Consider the following 19,446-nt stretch of genomic DNA (forward strand, 5'->3'; position numbering starts at 1 on the left):
TTGTCTTTCAAACATCATTCAATTTCACTTATCATATTTAGCGCCAATATATTCCAGTTAATAAAGCCTCCGTTCATTACAGGTTTTCCGGTTAATGAATCATAATATTCATGCATCTGACCGCTATTCTTAATATCTTCAGCTAGCAGTCTTACACTTTTTTCACACATATCTTCTGCTTCTTCTTGGAAACCATAATTAAGCATACCTTTGAATACACAGTAATTTGCTACCAGCCATATTGGTCCGAGCCAATTGGAAGGATTATTGGTGGCCGTTTGATTAAACATTTTTTCCTGCTTATCGAGGGTACAGATTCCAAACTCACTATATAGAGCCTTCTCGTCATGATAATGGCGTCTAAGAGCATTCGCTTCCTCACTGGCTGCAAACCCAACCGATAGTGGCAAAAAGCCAGACCAAACCTTTATCCTTATCGGAATCGTCTTCCAGAAAACTCCCAATCCCTGATGGAACCAGTCATATTTTCTGGTACAGATATCCACGTCAACCGAATAAAAGAATTCATCTCTCTTATCAAAGCATTCTCTATGGATTGCTTCCTCAAGAGCTTTTTTATCTTTTCTCAAAAAAGACGCCTTTTCCTCTTTTCCAAACTGCTCATATATGACTGCTGCTGCCTCAAGCTCAGATACCATGAAACTGTTAAGAAATATATTGGCAGTCGATGACTTAGGCCTTCCGAAAGAAGCCGGATCATTATCCATTCCAATCATAATGTCATCTCGCCATACAAACAGCCCACAGTTGTAATCAAAATAATTATTGAAGTAGCAATCAAAATATTTATCAATATTGCCCAGGTAATCTCCAATCCATGTATAATCTTCAATCTCACTGCTGATAAGATTAATCTGCTGACAGAGAAATGGCTTATGCATGTTCATAAGATAACCTTTTTTATGCTGTATATTCAGATATGGCTCAGGCCATTTCCCGTTCTCGATCATCATGGGAATATAACCATCATCAAGCTGCCAATCCATAAAATTAAGCACATTTCCTATGCAATGTTCAATTATTTTTTTCTCAAGCTTTCCTTTCTTTAGCTCTTTTCTCAATGGTAAAAGTCCGTAGGTACACCAGTATGTATCCCAATCCCAAACATTACCATCGTAGACTGATCCAGGATCCGTAAAAGGAAACCTGATAAAGCCTACCGGATTTTTGAGCACTCCCTCAATATTCTCTTCAATGTAAGAAAAGATGGTTTTCCTTTCTTCCTCAAGTCCCAGCATTTTCATCCCTTTACTGCTCCTGCAGTCATTCCTTCAATTATTGTTTTATTTAGAACCGTATAAAGAATCAGCATTGGTAATATGCTCATCGATACCGATGCAAATATTGCTCCCCAGTTCTTTGAACCAAATTCATCAGAGAAATACATAAGTCCGGTCTGAACTGTTTTCAGATCTGTGCTGGATACAAAAGTCATTGAGAAAAGAAGGTCATTCCATTTGAAGAAGAACTGAAGAACCAGCACTGTCACGATCGCATTTTTCATTAATGGGAGAACTACATAATACATAAGCTTGTATATTCCACATCCATCTATAACTGCTGCCTCCATGATCTCGTCAGGAAAAGACCTAAGATACCCTGTAACAAGATAAATTGAAAGTGAAAGTCCAAATGCTACATAGGATATGATCAATGACCACTTTGAATTATAGAGTCCTGTTTTGTTGTAGATCTGGAACAATGGGATCAGCGCTGTAGCAACAGGAACCATTATTCCAAGCTGAAAATAGTCAGCTATAGCTTTTTTGGCTTTCCACTGCATCTTAGTAACTGCAAACCCAACAGTAACTGAAAAGAATACTATAAATACAAGTGAGAGCAGTGTATAGACAAGCGAATTCCTAAAAAATACAGACATATGACCTCTGGTCCACGCATCCACATAGTTCTGCCAGTAAAAACCTGCAGGTAGAGCGTATGCTGGTTTTGAAGACCATTCATGCTGCTGTTTAAGTGATGCTGTCAGCATCCAAAAAATAGGATATATATCGACAATGCATATTATCAGTATTATCAGTTTTATAATCACGCCACTTACTGTGCGCTTATTTTTCTCTGTCATGTCAATCTCCTTTCTAGTAGTAGCTTTCTTTTTTGTCAAAAAGATTGATTATTTTTGATCCTGTAATGCAAAGCAGGAATATGAATATCGCTATCACTGATCCGTAACCTACTTTGTTATAAGTAAATGCTACTGAGTACATATACATAGAAAGAGATCTTGTTGCATTTCCCGGGCCACCATTTGTAAGTGCAAGCGCTGATTCAAACATCTTAACTGTTCCCGAGAAACTAAATACCATACAAGTGATGATCATAGGCCTTAGAAGCGGAGCCAGTATATTCTTAAAAAGGTTCCATCCATTACATCCATCAATTCTACCTGCTTCAATAACGTCATCCGGAATATCAAGAAGTGCGCCATAAAGAATAATTGAGTGGAAACCAATTCCTGTCCAGATATCCATTACTTCCAGGGCTCCAAGTGCTGTTGAAGCCTGACCTATCCACGGCTGAACAAGACTCCCCAAACCAATGGCACTTAATATTGAATTTAATAATCCATAACTCGGCTGAATTTCATATATCTTGGCAAAGAGCTGACCAACTGCCACAGTTGGAAGCACAACCGGGAAGAACACTATAGTTCTAACTACATTCTTTAAATTCTTGAGCCAGAACTTGAACATCAATGCCATTAAAAGACCGCCGCCAACCTGGCCTATCATTACAATTCCGATATACTTTAGGTTTACCAGTAATGAATTCAAGAAATTTCTATCCGAGAACAATTTAAAGTAATTATTTATTCCTGAAAACTCCCACTTCAATCCTGGTGAACCAGAAAAGAAAGAGTAATAAAAAGACCAAATGACAGGTAAAACAACTATTATCGAATATAAAATTGTTGCCGGAACTACGAATAAGGCTATCGCCCCTTTATTTCCAAGTACTCTTTTCATCTGCTATCTCATCCCTTTTTATAAAACAAGCGAGCGATGTATGTAAATAACCGCTCGCTTGTGTATAGTTTTAAACTACAATGATCTTCTTATTAGTTGGCTGCCATATCCGCTGCATCCTGAATTGACTGCATATAATCTTCAGGACTCATCTCGCCTGAGAAGAGCATCTGAACATTGCTCTGTGCTGCATCAGATACTTCTGATCCCATAGTAGCTTCATACCATGTGAATGCACTCTGAGCTTTTCCAATCTCGTCAAGTACAAGCTTTGTGTATCCAGACATATCTGTAGGCTGAGCTGAATATGTATATCCTTTTATGGATCCCTGAGTGTCCATAGCAACATCACCAATGTGCTCTACAAAGTATTTGATAAACCACTTTGTTGCTTCATCTGTTTTAGCCTGGCTAAGGCAAAGGATGTTACCACAGTTCATTGAATAAGAATCAATCTTTGATACTGAATCATCAACTACAGGAATATTAAAGAATCCGATTCCATCCTCGCCTGCTACATTTGCTGTAGTATCATTAAGGTTTGATGCAAACCATGAACCATTATAGAAAATAGCTGACTTACCAGTCATGAGCATTGAACCTGCTGTGTTCATATCTACTGTGTTAACGCCCTCTCCGAAGTAGCCTTTGTTTGCCCATTCCTGAATCTTTGCAGCTGCTGCCACATAGCCTTCATCTGTATAAGAAGTTTTTCCTTCTGCTGCATTCTTCATAGCATCAGCTCCAAGGCTTCTTACAGTGTAAGCATTGATGAGACGTGTAGCTCCCCATTTATCTGCAGCTCCACATGAAAGTGGCTGAATGCCTGCATCGCTGAGCTTCTGTAATACTTCCTCAAATTCATCCCATGTCTCAGGCGCCTTTGTAATACCAGCCTGCTCAAAGAGTGCCTTGTTATACCAGAATCCCTCCACATTAAGTCCAAGCGGAAGGTCATAAATTGTATCTGTTCCTGAAAGAGTCTGAAGAAGTGATGTTGCTGATGGTGTTACAAAATCAGTAGAGCCAACTTCTTTTAAAAGAGCTCCAATATCTGTAATCTGCCCAGCTTCAATAAGATCAACGATTGGCTTTCCTGACTCATAAACAAACATATCAGGAAGATCATTAGATGCTACCAATGTAGCTACCTTCTGTCTTAAATCATCTGAAGATACAAGTTCATATTCATATGTGAAATTTGGATTTACTTCCTGATAAGATTTACAGATGCTGTTGATAAGAACACCGTTATCATTATCTTCTGCCCAGATTGAAAGAATGTGGAAGTCTTTTGCAAGCTGTGGATCTTCACCAGAAAAGTCAGATGATGCTGTTCCTTCTGCTGCCTGTGTCTGAGTCTCTGCAGCAGCCTCAGTATTTGTTTCTTCTTTTACTTCTTCTTTAGTTTCCGTAGCTGTCTCTGAAGATGATGTATCAGCAGTTGAACTGCCACATCCAGCTAAAGTTCCCAGTACCATGACTGTGCTCAATAATGTTGCCAAAACCTTCTTTTTCATACAACCCTCCATTTTCTACCCGTAAAATGATTGTTATATTCGGCTTCTGCCAAACGATTACAATACGTACGATACACCATGCACATTTTACGAAATAGGGGAAATTTTATATATTATGTAGACTTTTTTTAGATTATTTTTTAGACACTTAAAGAATCCCGATATTCTCTGGGGGTTTTGCCTGTATATTTTTTAAAGATTTCACCAAAATAATGGACATCGCTTATGCCCACCATAGAAGCTACTACAGATACTTTGTTACCTTCAGCCAAAAATTGACAGGCTTTTTCAACTCTTATGCCTGTCAGATATTTAATATATGTTTTGCCAAGCGTCTCTTTAAAGAGCACACTAAGATAGGCAGGATTCATTCCCACCAATTCAGAAAGTTCTGTAAGACCTATATCTTTATTGTAATTTTTTGTAATAAAATCAACTATCTGATCTATAGCCTTATGACCGCTTTCAGTTTTTGAACTATCCTCAGTCTTATCAATGGCGCTCAGCGCCTCATCAACCATCTGCTTTTTCCGTGTCATTTCCAAAGCAGTTTTTAATTTTTCTATAGTCACAGGCTTGGTAATATAATCCACAACATCAAGCCGTATTGCTTTTCTTGCATATTCAAATTCCTGAAAGCCGCTGATAATGATAAAATACGTATCCGGACAATAATCTTTGCATGCCTCAATTAGCGATAGTCCGTCGACATAAGGAATCCTGATATCTGTTATAACAATGTCAGGTTTGAGATTTCTAATTACTCTTTGGGCCTGTATTCCATCCTGCGCAGAACCCACAACTTCAACATCCGCTTCAATGCGCTTTATTATAGCTTTGATCCCCTCGATGACCAGCGCCTCGTCATCAATTATTACCATTTTCCTTGTCATAAGCGTTTCCCCATAAAATAGTTTTACATGCTAAGTATCATCTGCTCCGTAGTAATTCTCGGAACCACAATGGTTACCTTTGTCCCTGAACCGGTATTTTCAAAAACCGGCTCATATCCTTCCCCGTAAAAAAGTTTTATACGCTCCCTTATATTACGGACCCCATATCCGTTCTCAAGGGCGCTCATATCTTCAATACCTACTCCGTCATCCTCAACCACAAACTCGATATTCCTATCCTGCAATGTCCCCGTAATTGCAACCTGCCCTTTTTCTGCTCTTGGCTCAAGCCCATGAAAAACAGCATTTTCGACAAGTGGCTGTAAAATGAAAGTAAGCATTCTTTCCCTTAGAAGATCTGCACTTATATTGATCTTAAGTGTATATCTGTCTTTAAACCTATAATTTTGTATTTTCATATAGGCTTGTATTCGCCTTACTTCATCCTGTACCATTATCAGTTTATTACCTTTATTTAGGCTGAGTCTGAAATTCTCCGACAAAGCCTGAACAAACTCGGCGATCTCATCTTCATTTTTAATAATGGCCATCATATACAGCGTATCTAACGTGTTGTACAGATAATGCGGATTTATCTGCGACTGCATAAGTAACAGCTCCGCTTCTCTTTCTTTTAGATTAGTCTGTATCAGTTTGTTTTCAAGTTCAAGGTTATTATTTACAACATCCTTGAATTTCTGACCAATTCTTCCAGCTTCACTATCATCAAATTCTGCATCGACGTGGTATTTTCCTTCACCAAGTCCCATAATATTTTCTTCCAAAATGTATAGCGGCTTGGTAATATACCCCGATATCAGATATGACAGGGGCAAGCTTATGCCCACAAGCAGTATTCCTATGATAAAGGCCGCAAACGTAATATAGCTGCTTTGTGCTGCCAGTTCTTTTTTTGATATGACATTTACCACATCCCATCCGCTAAGGTTATTGTGTGTAGAAGTAAATAATAATTCATTATTTGATGAATCTTCACTATAAAATGCACTGCTTATCTCATTAAATTCCAGATATGAAAGCTCTGCTGAAGAGTAAACCAACTGATATGAGTTTTCTTTTTCAGGATCCTTTGCCATGATAAGATCATAGTCCGTTCCGTATCCCTCATCTTTTGTTCCAAAGGCCTTTGAGAAAGCATCAGATTTTCTTATGTTCATTACAAGAAAACCTATCTCTTTATAATCTACAGGCTCTATTATTTCCTTGACCAGCGAAAATGTTTCGTTTCTGTCATTAAAAATAACATTCTCCGCATAAAAAATTTCTTTTCCCCTGTTCTCCTTAGCAACATCTACCCAGAAACTATCCAGAATATCATTGCTCTGATAATACTTTATTATTTCTTTTTGGTTAGAGTCATTCTGCGTGGCAAAAGCTATATTACCCGCATTGTTCACTACAAGTATGTCTCGTATTTCTGTGTTGGATGAAATGATTTTAAGAAGCTGGTCCTGTATCAGCATATTTGCTGACGCTGAAAAATAAGTACTGTTTTTGTTTTCTGATACAAAATTGTGTAAAAAGATAGTGGATGATAATAAAGATCGCGCCTGTCCAACATCTGATTGCAAGTTAAGTTTTACAATCTCGCTTGCAACTCCTATTGAGCTTTCGTGTGCGCGGTTATACTGATTTTCTATAGTTTTTCTTGAAACGCTGTAAACTACTATTCCCAGTATTATAGACGTAAAAATAGAAAGCCAAACCAGCGCCAGAAAAATCTGCCGCTGGATTGGCAACCTGTAAAAACCTAGCTTTTTTAGTCCCCAACTAATTATTTTCCCCATAAGCCGACGGTCTTCTTAGTCCCTTTGTCCGTTCAATATCTCTCTTGCGTTATCTACTCTTTCCTGTGAAGGAGATTCAACTCCCTCAAGCTGGTATGGAATACCAAGCTCTTTGAATTTCATCTGTCCCATGGAATGATATGGGAGAACTTCAACTCTTTGTATATTGGAAAATCTCTCAATGAATTTTCTTGTTTCTCTCAAGTAGTTGTCGTCATCTGTGATTCCCGGCACAAGCACGTGGCGGATCCAGATTGGTTTTTTAATCTCATCAAGGTACTCAAAGCACTCTTTGATATTGTCATTAGGAAGACCTGTAAGTTTAATGTGCTCTTCCCTGTCTATATGCTTGATATCTACAAGGAGCAGGTCTGTATACTCCATAAGCTCTTTAAACTTTGAAAAGAAAGGCTCCTCTTTTGTAAATGGTTGTACTGCAGTGTCGATGCAGGTATTGATTCCGCGCTCTTTCGCCTTTTTGAACAGTTCTAAAAGAAAATCTATCTGAAGAAGTGGTTCTCCGCCACTGACTGTTATTCCACCGTCTTCGCCCCAGTAGCTTCTGTACCTTTCTGCAAAATCAAGGACTTCATCTGCTGTCCTGAGATCGTCGGATTCAGGATTCCAGGTATCTACGTTGTGACAGTATTTACATCTGAGATTGCACCCTTTTAAAAATACTATAAATCTTATTCCAGGTCCGTCTACTGAACCAAAAGTTTCTATTGAATGAATTCTTCCCTTTACCATAATACTCCTTGCTAAATAACACAATGTTGCAGATAAATATAGATTTATCTGCAACAGTAATTACTGCGAAATATATATTTCTCTCAACGTATCTCTGTCGAGCACCTTGATCCTTGCGTGTCCCAGCCTTTCGATCAGTCTCATTTTTTCCATTTCCCTGAGTTTCCTGCTGACCGTTTCTGTTCTAAGGTTAACACTTGCAGCAATATCGTCGAGCTTTAATACTATATCATCCGATGGGCTTCTGTCTACTCTGTACATCAAAAATCCTGCAAGCCTTGCCATTGGGTCTTTTGTGGATAAAAGCATGTTTCTTTCATTGGCATCATGCAGCTTCTTACTGAGAAGAATAATGATATTCATGGCTGCTGTCGGATTGTCTACAACTTTTATGAAATCGTCTCTGTGAATAAGGCAGATAGAAGCATTTGTAAGACACACGGCAGAGTAGGGATAAATACTTCCATCCAGAAACATGCCTTCCCAAATGATATCGTGGTCTGCCAGGATTGTTATGATCTGTTCTCTTCCAAGAGAATCATATCTGCAAAGTTTAACTCTTCCTTTTCGTATTATGCATATAGAGTCAACCGCTTCACCTTCTCTAAAAAGATAACTGTTCTTTTTTAGAGTCTCATGAATAGAGTGCTCCATAAGGCTTACCTGGGCATTCACAGGAAGTCCTTCAATAAGAGGAACGCTCTCAGTGCAGAATCCACCGCACTCTTCACAGATATTAAGGCCAATGATGCCCCGCTTTAGCTCTTCACCATGGTCTTCTTTCTGATATATGCCTCTTTGTTTATTATCTTTGTTATCTATATTACTTTTCATATTCTATAACCTGACTGCAAACAGCCATCACTTTTTTATCCACATATAGCAATATGCCTGTGTTCTGACTGCAAAAGCCTCTGTTTCAAGAAGTTTTTTCACTTCCTCTTTGGTATACCATCCAGGAACTATCTCTTCCTGGGTAGATGTACTCTTTGAAAAAGTTCCATCAGCCACTCCTACGCAGCATGCATTTCTTTCATTGGAAAAGCCTATTGCACTGTAGCACTTTCCCCACCACTCATCTATGCGCACGATATCGAGGCCGGTTTCCTCTTTAAGTTCTCTTCTTGCAGCCTGTTCCCTAGTCTCGCCTTCATCAATAAGCCCAGCCGGGAAATTGTAAACCCACTCGCCGGGAGCCATTCTGAATTCCTTGTTAATAAGGATCTTTTCTCCGGTCACATCATGCATGATAATTGCAACTGCGTCTTCCTTAGGATTACTTAAGTCATCTCTGCTCTTAAGATCAGGATTTCTGCTTATCATCTCATATACTTTTTCCTGATCATCCACTGTTCTATAGTGAATATCGTACCTTGTGATAAACTTACCCTGCTCTTTTTTCTCTAAAAACTCAAATTCCATAGTTGATTCTTTTCCCTGATATAAGATTAGTATTTAACAGCCGGAAGTCTGTACTTTCTCTCATAGAAGTCAACAGCCTGCTCAAATCCATCATTCTTCTCTGCCTTAAGTGTCTCAAGGTAGCCATGAGCAAAGTAGTTATCCTCATGGGATTCAATTATGCCAACAGCAATGTTGCTGCAGTGATCTGCGATTCTCTCGAAATCCGTACCGATATCACTGAGGTCAAAGCCCTGCTCAATTGTACATTTTCCTTTGCGGAGTCTTCTGATATGACGACGCTTAACCTCTTTCTGGATCTCGTCAATTGTCTCCTCAAGTGGCTCTATAGTCTTGGCAAGCTTGGCATCCTGATTGTCAAAAGCAGTAACTGAAGTATCTACGATATCGATCACAGCAGATGAATATATATCCATCTCAGCCTGTGCCTTTGGAGTAAACTTTCTGCCATTTTCCTCCATGTTTCCGGCTTTCTGGGCAATATTAAGAGCATGGTCGCTGATACGCTCATAGTCTGTAATACAGTGCAAAAGAAGTGACAATGTATGGCTGTCTTCCTGTCCAAGGTGGTGAGAGTTTATCTTCATAAGATATGTTCCAAGCTCATCCTCGTACTTGTCGACCTGACGCTCAAGATACTCAACTTCACCTGCAATCTCAGCATTGTAATCTGTGATAAGTCCAATTGCCTTCTCCAATGACTCTTTTGTCATTAAAGCCATAGTAACTGCTGCCTGCCTTGCCTGTTCAAGAGCAAATGGAGGGTTTGACAAAAACAGCGGATCCAGCGTGCGGATTCCCTGCATCTCCTCCTGTTCTTTCTTTTCCTTATCGTCGATAGGAATTGTCTTAAGAGCAAGGTTAACAAGCAAACCGGAAAATGGCAGCATAAGTGGTGTTGCAACAAGGTTGATAAGTGTATGAATTCCGGCGATTCCTGCCATTCCTATCTTTTCATCCATAAACTCAAAGTGGATGACTGCATTTAAGCTATAGAAAATGATCATGAACAGAACTGCCTTTATTATGTTGAAATAAAGGTGCATAAGAGCAGTTCTTTTACCGTTTTTATTGGCACCAAATGATGAAAGGATTGCTGTGATACATGTACCAACTTCAGCGCCCACAACAACTGGTATAGCTACAGAATGCTTAACTTTAACTGATAAAGATAAAGCCTGAAGCACACCGATAGTACCTGCAGAACTCTGAATGAGCATTGTGAAAAGAGTGCCCACCAGGAAACCAAGTATAGGATTTGAGAATGTTGTCAAAAGAGCTTTGAATTCATCTACGTCCTTTAATGGAGATACAGCATCTGACATTGAGCTCATTCCAAACATAAGCACTGCAAATCCCAGAAGGATCGTTCCGATATTTCTCTTTTTCTCATTTTTGGAAAACATGTAGAGCCCAATTCCGATTATGGCCAAAAATGGCGTAAATGACTTGGGTTTCAAAAGATTTATAAAGAAGTTATCACTGCTGATCGCGTTCAATGAAAGAAGCCAGGCTGTAAAAGTAGTACCAAGATTTGCACCAAGGATTACGTTAACGGCCTGCTTAAGAGTCATAATTCCTGAATTAACAAGACCTACAACCATTACTGTTGAAGCAGATGACGATTGTACCAGTGCAGTTACTCCTACACCGAATAGATAAGCTATTACAGGATGCTTGGTGACCTTCGCAAGGACACTCTCAAGCTTTCCTCCGGCAGCCTTTGTAAGTCCGCCGCTCATTACATTCATTCCATAAAGGAACATTGCAAGACCACCTACGAGTCCTGCCACAAGTGTAAATAATTCTAGTGAGTCCATTTTACCTCCGATAGATGCCCTCCCTTAAGAGTCCTCTAACTCTTTGCATCTATTTTTCTAAGTTTTCCTTTTGTTACAACTATATCTTATAGGAAGAACTTAAAAATTACCATAAAAACTTAACCATTCTTACATATTTACCAAAATGTGCCTCGCTAAGCGGCACATTTTTGTCAGTTCTATACTCTTTGCCGTATATATTCTCTTCAACGTCCACTGTATCTGTTGTCTTAAATCCAAGTTTTTCACAAATATGGATGGATACTGCATTCTCTGCTTTTACAAGAGTCTGAACCTTATCGAAGAAAAGCATATTTTTTCCATATTCAAGTATGGCCGAACATGCTTCAAAGGCATATCCCTGCCTCTGATACATTTTACCTATCAGAAATCCCAGTTCTATCTCGTCAAAGCCATTCCTGATGGAGAATCCTGCTCTGCCTATAACTTTTCCATCTTCTTTTCTGATAACAGTCCATATTCCAAAGCCCATAAGACCATAGACTTTCTCTATATAGTCTTTTTGATATCTCTTTTCATCTTCAGGATTTTCAAAAAGACCTTCCATATATCTGGTCATTTCAGGATCCTTGTACAGTTCATAAAACTCGTCAACATCTTCCAAAGTGGTTTCTCTTATAAGAAGTCTCTCTGTCTGAAGCACTTCCCAGGGCTCGCCCACATATCGCTGATATGCCTTCACATAGGAATCAATTTCCACCTCGTCTATGTCAGCAAAAACATATTTAAGTCCTTCAAAATCCTGATCTTTATTAAAGTCTCCGGATACTCCAACCACAGGTATACCTGCTTCCCGAAGCTGCTGGGCAAAGTCCCCTTTGTCTGTAACGATAAGGATACTTTCTTTTGACGGAACAAATTCGCTCACGGTTACAGCCTCTATGGATTCATATGTTGACTCATATCCACTTTCTTTGATATAAGTACATGCTTCCTCCGTAGATTTTAGAACTGCAGGAATTTTTAAGTTGTTTTTGGAAATAATAAAATAGACTTTTTTCAGCACAGTAGCCACCTCTATCAATCATTATACAATATAATACGCCTATATGCTTCACAAACACTGAAGCCATAGGCGTTAACAATTTGTTTACAATTAATTAAAAGAATGGTTACTTCAAATCATCTTTTAGACATATAGACTTGTTAATATAATATTGTCAGATGAGTTAAGACAATACCAAATAAAAACTTTTTCATAATATGCCAGGTAAGGAAGCTTACCTGGCATCCTCCCTTTTATAGGGGTTTTTTTAATTAATTATCTCTTATTTATTCCCATGAAGGAACTTTTCCATATCAGCTACTGCTAATTCTTCATCGCTTCCATCAGCAATAACAGTAACCTGCTCACCAGATGTGAGATTAAGTGTCATCATTCCCATGATGCTCTTTGCGTTTACCTTTTTAGACTGAGCCTCGATATGTACTGTGCTATCATACTTACTAGCAAGCTGAACAAGCTCTGCAACAGGTCTTGCCTCAAGTCCTCTAGGCAATTTGATTTCGATAGATTTTGTTAACATAATTCCCCTCCTTTAGGATCTGATCTTATCCGCAAGTTCGCTTAGTTTCCTAAGCCTATGATTAACTCCTGATTTACCAACCGGTGGATCAAGATATGTTCCAAGCTCCAATAGTGTTGCATCCGGATGTTCTAGTCTTACCTCAGCCATTTGTCGCAGGCTTTCCTGTAGCTTGTTAAAACCATAATGGTCTTTTATAAAGGTGATATCTTCTATCTGTTTTGTAGCCGCATTAACTGTCTTGGTAATGTTGGCTACCTCACAGTTAACTCTTCTATTAATAGAATTCCTCATCTCTTTAACGATTCTGAGATTCTCAAGATTCATGAGACTTACAGGAGCTTCCATAATGTTTAGCAGATCGACAATCCCTGCTCCTTCTTTTACATAAAGTACATAGTACTTTTTACGTCTGACAATCCTGGCCTCTACATCAAAGCTCTCTATCAGACTCTGTAAAAACAATGCCTGAGCCTCTAATGAACAATCAAATTCAAGATGATATCCCTTGTTTGGATCACTTATAGAACCGACGCACAAAAATGAGTCACGCAGAAAAGCTCTCTTACAGCAGGAATTCTTCGTAACCATTGGGTTGATGCCTTCTGTCAGATCCTTGATATTTCCATCAGGGTCCATTATTTTGACTGCCTTCAAAATATCTTCTATAAGCGCCGTATCCTCTAGAACAGGCTTTAATTCATGCCCATTTTGAGGAATACTATTTCTTATATTAAATGCTTTCCTAATTATTGTAAAGAACTTTCTAGACACCATGGGATTATCGGTTTGTAACGATAGTCTGCATGCTCTGCCGTCTTTAATCTCAATGCTGCCATCCATAAATATTATGGCTGCCAGTTCCGCCAATTGGCAGTGCCTTGAGCTCCCTATGTGCTTATCCAGTTCTTCTTTTACTTCAGATGAAAATGACATTTTTACTTTGCCTGCTTAACATCTCTGTGAAATAGTTTTAAACCGTAGTTGCCGCCCGATGCTTTTAATCTTTCATATAATTCATTGGCAATAGTGACACTTCTGTGCTGTCCGCCGGTACATCCTATTGCCACTACCAGCTGATACTTGCCCTCTTTTACATATCCGGGAATAAGGAAATTCAGCATATCCTCAAGCTTGTCTACAAACTCTCCACAAGCCGGAAAGCTCTTTACATAGTCCTGAACGCCCTTATCATTTCCGGTCTGATGCTTAAGTTCATCAATATAGAATGGATTAGGTAAAAATCTTACGTCAAAAACCAGGTCTGCATCATATGGTATTCCATATTTGAAACCAAAGGACAGGATTGTTACCATCAATGAATTATACTCTTCATTCTTAACAAAGATCCTGTCAAGTTCCTCCTTGAGCTCCCTTGTCAAAAGCTGCGAGGAATCCATGATGTAATCTGCTCTCTTTTTTACCTCGGCAAGAACTTTTCTCTCCTTGGCAATTCCATCTTCGATCCTGTCTCCAACTGAATTGACGTTCATAGGATGAATTCGTCTGGTCTCCTTGTATCTCTTTATAAGGACCTGATCACTCGCATCCATAAACAGAACTTCAACAGGTATACCACGATCTTTTAGGGAATCTATGATTCCTGCAACTTCCTCAAACTGCTGACCGGCTCTTGCATCTATACCAAGAACTACTTTACTGATCTCATTCTCCGGCATAGTTATAAGCTCTGCAAATTTCTCAATAAGTGAAACCGGTAGATTATCAACACAGTAAAATCCGGCATCCTCCAACATATGAATAGCAGTAGACTTTCCACCGCCGCTCATTCCTGTAACGATAACAAATCTCATTTTGCCATCCTTTCAAATAAAGAAAATATATCAGAACTTTCCAAGCATGATCACTTCAGGCTCAAGGGTCACACCTGAATTCTCATAAACTCTTTTTTTCACTTCACATATGAGTTCATAAACTTCAGCTGATGTAGCATTACCTTTATTTATAACAAAACCGCAGTGCTTCTCAGAAACAGCTGCGTCTCCTACAGAGAAGCCTCTAAGTCCCGCATCTTCAATAAGTTTTCCTGCAAAATAACCTTCCGGTCTTTTGAATGTTGATCCGGCACTTGGAAATTCAAGAGGCTGTTTTTCTCTTCTTTTGGCTGCAAGTTCCTGCATGTTTTTGGTTATTGTCTCTTTATCACCTTTTTCAAGAGAAAGAAGGACTGAAATGACAATATAGCCTCTTCCCTTGATCGCGCTGGAGCGATATCCAAATTCCATTGAGGCATTGTCCAATACCATGATCTCGCCTTCAGGAGAAAGAACTGTAACTGACCTTGTAACAAGCTTCATCTCTCCGCCATAGGCTCCGGCATTCATTATCATTGCCCCGCCAATTGTTCCCGGGATCCCAGCTGCAAACTCAAAATTCTTAAGTCCATTATCCCTCGCAAAAGCTGCTATCTGAGAATTCATAGCTCCTGCTTCTGCATAAATATCATTATCACCTTCAAGGTGTATATCGTTCATTTTACTAAGTGAAATAACAACTCCGTCAAATCCCTTGTCAGAGACCAGAAGGTTACTTCCATTTCCCAGAACAAAAAACTCTGTGCCGAGTTTTTTGATAAGAGCCATTACTTCTACAAGCTGGCCCTTATTTTCCGGCCTTATAAATAAGCTTGCAGGCCCACCAGTTCTAAATGTGGTGTGCCTGCTCATTGGTTCATTTTCTAATACATTTGAAGCAGATACTATCTGCTCTATTGCATTTATAATTCCTTCGTTCAAATTAATCCTTCCTGTAACTTTATGGCATCAAAAGTTTCGCTGCACCATATACTCCTGCATCATTGCCAAGTTTAGCAAGAGCAAACTTAGCACCGCTGCATCCGGAGAATACATATTTCTTGAAGCTTGGCATAAGAAGATCAAAGAGCATTTCACCGGCCTTTGATACGCCGCCTCCAAGAACGATTATTTCAGGGTTAACAACTGTTGCTGTAATGGCAATACCTTTTCCAAGGTAATATCCGTACTGCTCAGCAATCTTAACTGCAAGGGCATCTCCTTTTTTTGCAGCATCAAAAATGTCTTTACACTCAAAATCGCCGTTTCTGAGAACACTGTCTTCATTAGAAGAAGCAAGCATTCTCTTTGCAAGTCTCATAGCGCCTGTTGCGCTTGCATACTGCTCAAAGCAGCCGTGCTTGCCGCATCCGCAGGCATCCTCTTCATCATCAACAAGATGAATGTGCCCAATCTCTCCACCGGAACCAAATGAACCTGTAAGAATCTTGCCTTCATTTATGATTCCGCCGCCAACTCCTGTTCCAAGAGTTACAAGGAGCATATTCTTATAGCCCTTTCCGCCGCCCTTCCAGGCTTCTCCAAGAGCTGCAACATTAGCGTCATTTCCGGCTTTTACAGGGAGTTTTAATTCAGAATGAAACTCATTAACTACGTTGTAATTCTCCCATCCAAGATTAACTGCCTGATAGCAAAGGCCATCAGCATTAACAGCGCCGGGAACACCAATTCCTGCTCCGACAACTTCTGTATCTTCTATGTTTCTCTCCTTCATTTTTGCTCTGATGGAATCTGAAACATCAGCGAGGATCATTTTGCCGTGGTCCTCTGTTCTTGTAGGAATTTCCCAAAAATCAAGCATCTCGCCAGTTTCTGTGAGAAGTCCTATTTTCGCAGTTGTGCCCCCTACATCTGCTCCGAATACGTATCTAGCCATAACCAAAACCTCTTTCTATTTTTTATTATTTAGTCATCGTCCTCATCATCAGTTCTTCTCTTTGCAAGAGAATTCTGAACTCTGTTGTAAAGCTCCTGTGCTGCATTGTAGCCCATAGCTTTCTGTCTGTGGTTAACTGCAGCTGATTCGCAGATAACTGCAAGGTTTCTACCGGGTCTTATAGGAATCCTGTGGCAAACCACCTTATTGCCAAGGTACTCTGTATATTCCTCTTCAAGACCAAGTCTGTCATATTCTTTATCCTTGTCCCAGTCCTCGAGCTTGATAACAAGGTCAATATTCTGGGTCTCTCTTACGCTTGAAACACCGTAAAGAGTCTTAACATCGATAATACCAACACCTCTCATCTCGATGAAATGCTTGGTAATGTCAGGTGCTGAGCCGATAAGAGTTTCTTCACTCACACGGCGGAGCTCAACAACATCGTCTGATACCAGACGGTGTCCTCTTTTAATAAGCTCAATAGCTGTCTCGGATTTACCGATTCCACTTTCACCGGTGATCAGAACGCCTACGCCAAAAACATCCACCAAAACTCCGTGGATAGAAATACATGGAGCCAGCTTAACATTAAGCCATCTGATGATCTCAGCAGTGAAAGCTGAAGTTGATTTTTTAGTCATAAGCACCGGAACCTTTTCTTCCAATGCAATCTTTATGAATAATGGATCAGGTGTCAGTTCTCTACAGAAAACAATTCCGGGAATATCAAAAGAAAGGAATTCTCTGTACATCTTTTCCCTTTTCTCTTCAGGAAAAGACTCCATATATGTGTACTCAACGAATCCGATAACCTGCAGTCTTGTTGCTTCAAAATGCTCAAAATATCCTGCAAGCTGAAGCGCAGGTCTGTTGATGTCCGGCTGGATTATCTTTATCTTTTTAATATCCAGCTCAGGAGTAAGATTCTCAAGCTTCATCTTTTCAATGATTGATTTTAAACTAACGCTTGCCATTTCACCCTCCATAAAAAAACATAGTTTTATTCCATATTATTAATGGAACTCCCAGGTCAAATAATAACACAGTCATTACTCTTCTTCAATTTGTTTCACACTGTGGAAAAAGTCATAAATCTGCTGCGCAACGGTTTCAGGAATATCAGGAACCTCTGCAAGTTCTGATACATTGGCATTTCTTATATCTTCTATAGAAGAAAAATGCTTCATCAGGGCTTTGCGTCTTGCAGGACCGATTCCCGGAATATCATCAAGAGTACTTTTTACCTGAGATTTACTTCTAAGTGATCTGTGGTACTCTATCGCGAATCTGTGGGCCTCATCCTGAATCCTTGTTATGAGCTTAAAGCCTTCAGACCTGGTGTCAATAGGCAGTTCAACGTTGTTATAGTAAAGACCTCTTGTCCTGTGATTGTCATCCTTTACCATTCCACACACTGGAATAGTAATGCCAAGTTCATCCAGTACCTGGAGACATATATTGACCTGTCCGCGTCCGCCATCCATAAGGATAAGGTCAGGGAACTTGGTAAAGCTTCCGTACTGCGCGTCTATATCTCTTACTTCCAGATCATGTCTCTCCTCGATTCCGTGGAGAAGTCTTCTGGTCAAAACTTCGTGCATGCAGGCATAATCATCAGGTCCCGCAACTGACTTTATCCTGAACTTTCTGTAATCGCTCTTTTTAGGCTTTCCTTTTTCGTAAACAACCATGGACCCTACGTTTGCAAAGCCGCTTATATTGGAAATATCATAGGCTTCCATTCTGTTAAGCCCCTTTAATCCAAGGAGCTTCTCGATTTCTTTTACGGCGCCTATTGTTCTTCCTTCTTCTCTCTTGATCCTCTCTTTATCTTTGGAAAGAACAAGTTCTGCATTCTGAGTTGCAAGCTCCATGAGCTTTTCTTTCTGTCCGCGCTCAGGAACCGTGATATAGACTCTGCTACCCTTTCTCTGAGTCAGCCATTTCTCGATAACTTCCATATCCTCAATCTGTTCTGGCAAAACCAGCTCTCTGGGGATAAATGGCGTTCCTGCGTAGAACTGCTTTACAAAGTTAAGGAGTATTTCTTCTTTTGGATTTTCAGACACATGCGTCATATAGAAATGCTCTCTGCCGATAAGCCTTCCATCTCTTACAAAAAATACCTGAACAACTGCATCTTTATCGTCAGAAGCTATAGCCACAATGTCCTTGTCCTCCATGGAGGAGTCAGTCATCTTCTGCTTTTGAGCAACTACCTTTACGCTTGCCAAAAGATCTCTGTATTTTGCCGCAGATTCAAAATCCAGTTTCTCAGATGCAGCTTCCATTTTTTCCTGAAGGTCTTTCATGATAACGCCGTAATTGCCATTTAAAAAGTCCAGGGCCTTATCAATTCTTTGTCTATATTCTTCCTTTGATACCTCACCTGTACATGGGCCACAGCACTGCTTCATGTGATAATTAAGGCATGGCCTCTCAAGTCCTATATCCCTTGGAAGTGTGCGGTTACAGTTTCTGAGGCCATAAATCTTATTTATAAGGTCTATCGTGTCCTTAACTGCAGCTGCGCTTGTAAATGGCCCGAAATATCTGGACTTATCTTTTTTCATAAGTCTGGAGAAAAGAACTCTCGGGTAATCTTCCGATACAGTCACTTTGATATATGGGTAAGTTTTATCATCTTTTAAAAGAGTGTTGTATCTGGGAGAGTTTTCTTTTATGAGATTATTCTCAAGGACAAGGGCTTCAAGCTCAGAATCTGTGACTATGTACTCAAACCTGGCTATCTGCTTTACCATCTGATCGATCTGAGGCCCTCTTCCTATATTGGCACGAAAATAAGACCTTACACGATTGTGAAGGTTGATTGCTTTTCCTACATACATGATGGTGTCATTTTCATCACGCATGATATAAACTCCCGGCTTATTGGGGAGTTTTTTTAGTTCTTCTTTTACGTCAAAGCCTGCTTGTGGCATGTCAGCTTAATTTCTCCTGACCTTA

18 protein-coding genes are annotated in these 19,446 nt (G+C 39.7%); all 18 read right to left on the reverse strand.

Annotated features, from left to right (window positions below; all coding sequences use genetic code 11):
* Window positions 1-14 precede the first annotated feature (14 nt).
* Window positions 15-1,265, reverse strand: a complete 1,251-nt coding sequence (locus E7303_RS09665) for an MGH1-like glycoside hydrolase domain-containing protein (protein ID WP_292145048.1) — start codon at window positions 1,263-1,265, stop codon at window positions 15-17.
* Entirely contained in the window at window positions 1,262-2,104 is an 843-nt protein-coding gene (locus E7303_RS09670) for a carbohydrate ABC transporter permease (protein ID WP_292145049.1), read from the reverse strand. Before E7303_RS09670 ends, E7303_RS09665 begins: the two co-directional genes overlap by 4 nt.
* A gap of 13 nt (window positions 2,105-2,117) precedes the next feature.
* Window positions 2,118-3,005 (reverse strand): carbohydrate ABC transporter permease, encoded by an 888-nt coding sequence (locus E7303_RS09675; RefSeq protein ID WP_292145051.1) that lies wholly within the window; start codon window positions 3,003-3,005, stop codon window positions 2,118-2,120.
* A 92-nt stretch (window positions 3,006-3,097) separates the two neighbouring features.
* Window positions 3,098-4,525, reverse strand: coding sequence for an extracellular solute-binding protein (locus E7303_RS09680; RefSeq protein ID WP_292145052.1), 1,428 nt, complete (start codon window positions 4,523-4,525; stop codon window positions 3,098-3,100).
* A 140-nt stretch (window positions 4,526-4,665) separates the two neighbouring features.
* Complete coding sequence (locus E7303_RS09685; protein WP_292145054.1) at window positions 4,666-5,418, reverse strand: response regulator transcription factor; 753 nt, start codon at window positions 5,416-5,418, stop codon at window positions 4,666-4,668.
* Window positions 5,419-5,441: 23 nt separating this feature from the next.
* Entirely contained in the window at window positions 5,442-7,226 is a 1,785-nt protein-coding gene (locus E7303_RS09690) for a sensor histidine kinase (protein ID WP_292145055.1), read from the reverse strand.
* 15 nt (window positions 7,227-7,241) lie between these two features.
* Complete coding sequence (gene pflA / locus E7303_RS09695) at window positions 7,242-7,976, reverse strand: pyruvate formate-lyase-activating protein (RefSeq protein WP_292145057.1); 735 nt, start codon at window positions 7,974-7,976, stop codon at window positions 7,242-7,244.
* Window positions 7,977-8,036: 60 nt separating this feature from the next.
* Window positions 8,037-8,810 carry a Crp/Fnr family transcriptional regulator gene (locus E7303_RS09700; protein WP_022772547.1) on the reverse strand — a complete coding sequence of 258 codons (774 nt, stop codon included), beginning with the start codon at window positions 8,808-8,810 and terminating at the stop codon, window positions 8,037-8,039.
* 27 nt (window positions 8,811-8,837) lie between these two features.
* Window positions 8,838-9,398, reverse strand: coding sequence for an NUDIX hydrolase (locus E7303_RS09705; RefSeq protein ID WP_292145058.1), 561 nt, complete (start codon window positions 9,396-9,398; stop codon window positions 8,838-8,840).
* Window positions 9,399-9,424: 26 nt separating this feature from the next.
* Window positions 9,425-11,218 carry a Na/Pi cotransporter family protein gene (locus E7303_RS09710; RefSeq protein ID WP_292145059.1) on the reverse strand — a complete coding sequence of 598 codons (1,794 nt, stop codon included), beginning with the start codon at window positions 11,216-11,218 and terminating at the stop codon, window positions 9,425-9,427.
* 106 nt (window positions 11,219-11,324) lie between these two features.
* Window positions 11,325-12,245: a GNAT family N-acetyltransferase gene (locus tag E7303_RS09715; protein ID WP_292145060.1), complete on the reverse strand. Its 921-nt coding sequence runs from the start codon at window positions 12,243-12,245 to the stop codon at window positions 11,325-11,327.
* Between the two features lie 262 nt (window positions 12,246-12,507).
* The gene (locus E7303_RS09720; protein ID WP_022772551.1) at window positions 12,508-12,765 is read right to left on the reverse strand and encodes an HPr family phosphocarrier protein; all 258 of its coding nucleotides are present in this window, start codon (window positions 12,763-12,765) and stop codon (window positions 12,508-12,510) included.
* A 12-nt stretch (window positions 12,766-12,777) separates the two neighbouring features.
* Complete coding sequence (gene whiA / locus E7303_RS09725) at window positions 12,778-13,701, reverse strand: DNA-binding protein WhiA (RefSeq protein ID WP_292145062.1); 924 nt, start codon at window positions 13,699-13,701, stop codon at window positions 12,778-12,780.
* A 2-nt stretch (window positions 13,702-13,703) separates the two neighbouring features.
* Window positions 13,704-14,579 (reverse strand): RNase adapter RapZ, encoded by an 876-nt coding sequence (rapZ, locus tag E7303_RS09730; protein ID WP_022772553.1) that lies wholly within the window; start codon window positions 14,577-14,579, stop codon window positions 13,704-13,706.
* A gap of 30 nt (window positions 14,580-14,609) precedes the next feature.
* A complete protein-coding gene (gene murB, locus E7303_RS09735) occupies window positions 14,610-15,521 on the reverse strand; it encodes a UDP-N-acetylmuramate dehydrogenase (protein WP_292145063.1) in 912 nt (303 codons plus the stop codon).
* Window positions 15,522-15,540: 19 nt separating this feature from the next.
* Complete coding sequence (locus E7303_RS09740) at window positions 15,541-16,476, reverse strand: ROK family glucokinase (protein WP_292145064.1); 936 nt, start codon at window positions 16,474-16,476, stop codon at window positions 15,541-15,543.
* Window positions 16,477-16,505: 29 nt separating this feature from the next.
* Entirely contained in the window at window positions 16,506-17,453 is a 948-nt protein-coding gene (hprK, locus tag E7303_RS09745; protein ID WP_292145065.1) for an HPr(Ser) kinase/phosphatase, read from the reverse strand.
* Between the two features lie 75 nt (window positions 17,454-17,528).
* Complete coding sequence (gene uvrC, locus E7303_RS09750; protein ID WP_292145067.1) at window positions 17,529-19,421, reverse strand: excinuclease ABC subunit UvrC; 1,893 nt, start codon at window positions 19,419-19,421, stop codon at window positions 17,529-17,531.
* Window positions 19,422-19,446 lie beyond the last annotated feature (25 nt).

The sequence above is a fragment of the Butyrivibrio sp. genome (genome assembly GCF_015056685.1).
GTDB lineage: Bacteria > Bacillota > Clostridia > Lachnospirales > Lachnospiraceae > Butyrivibrio.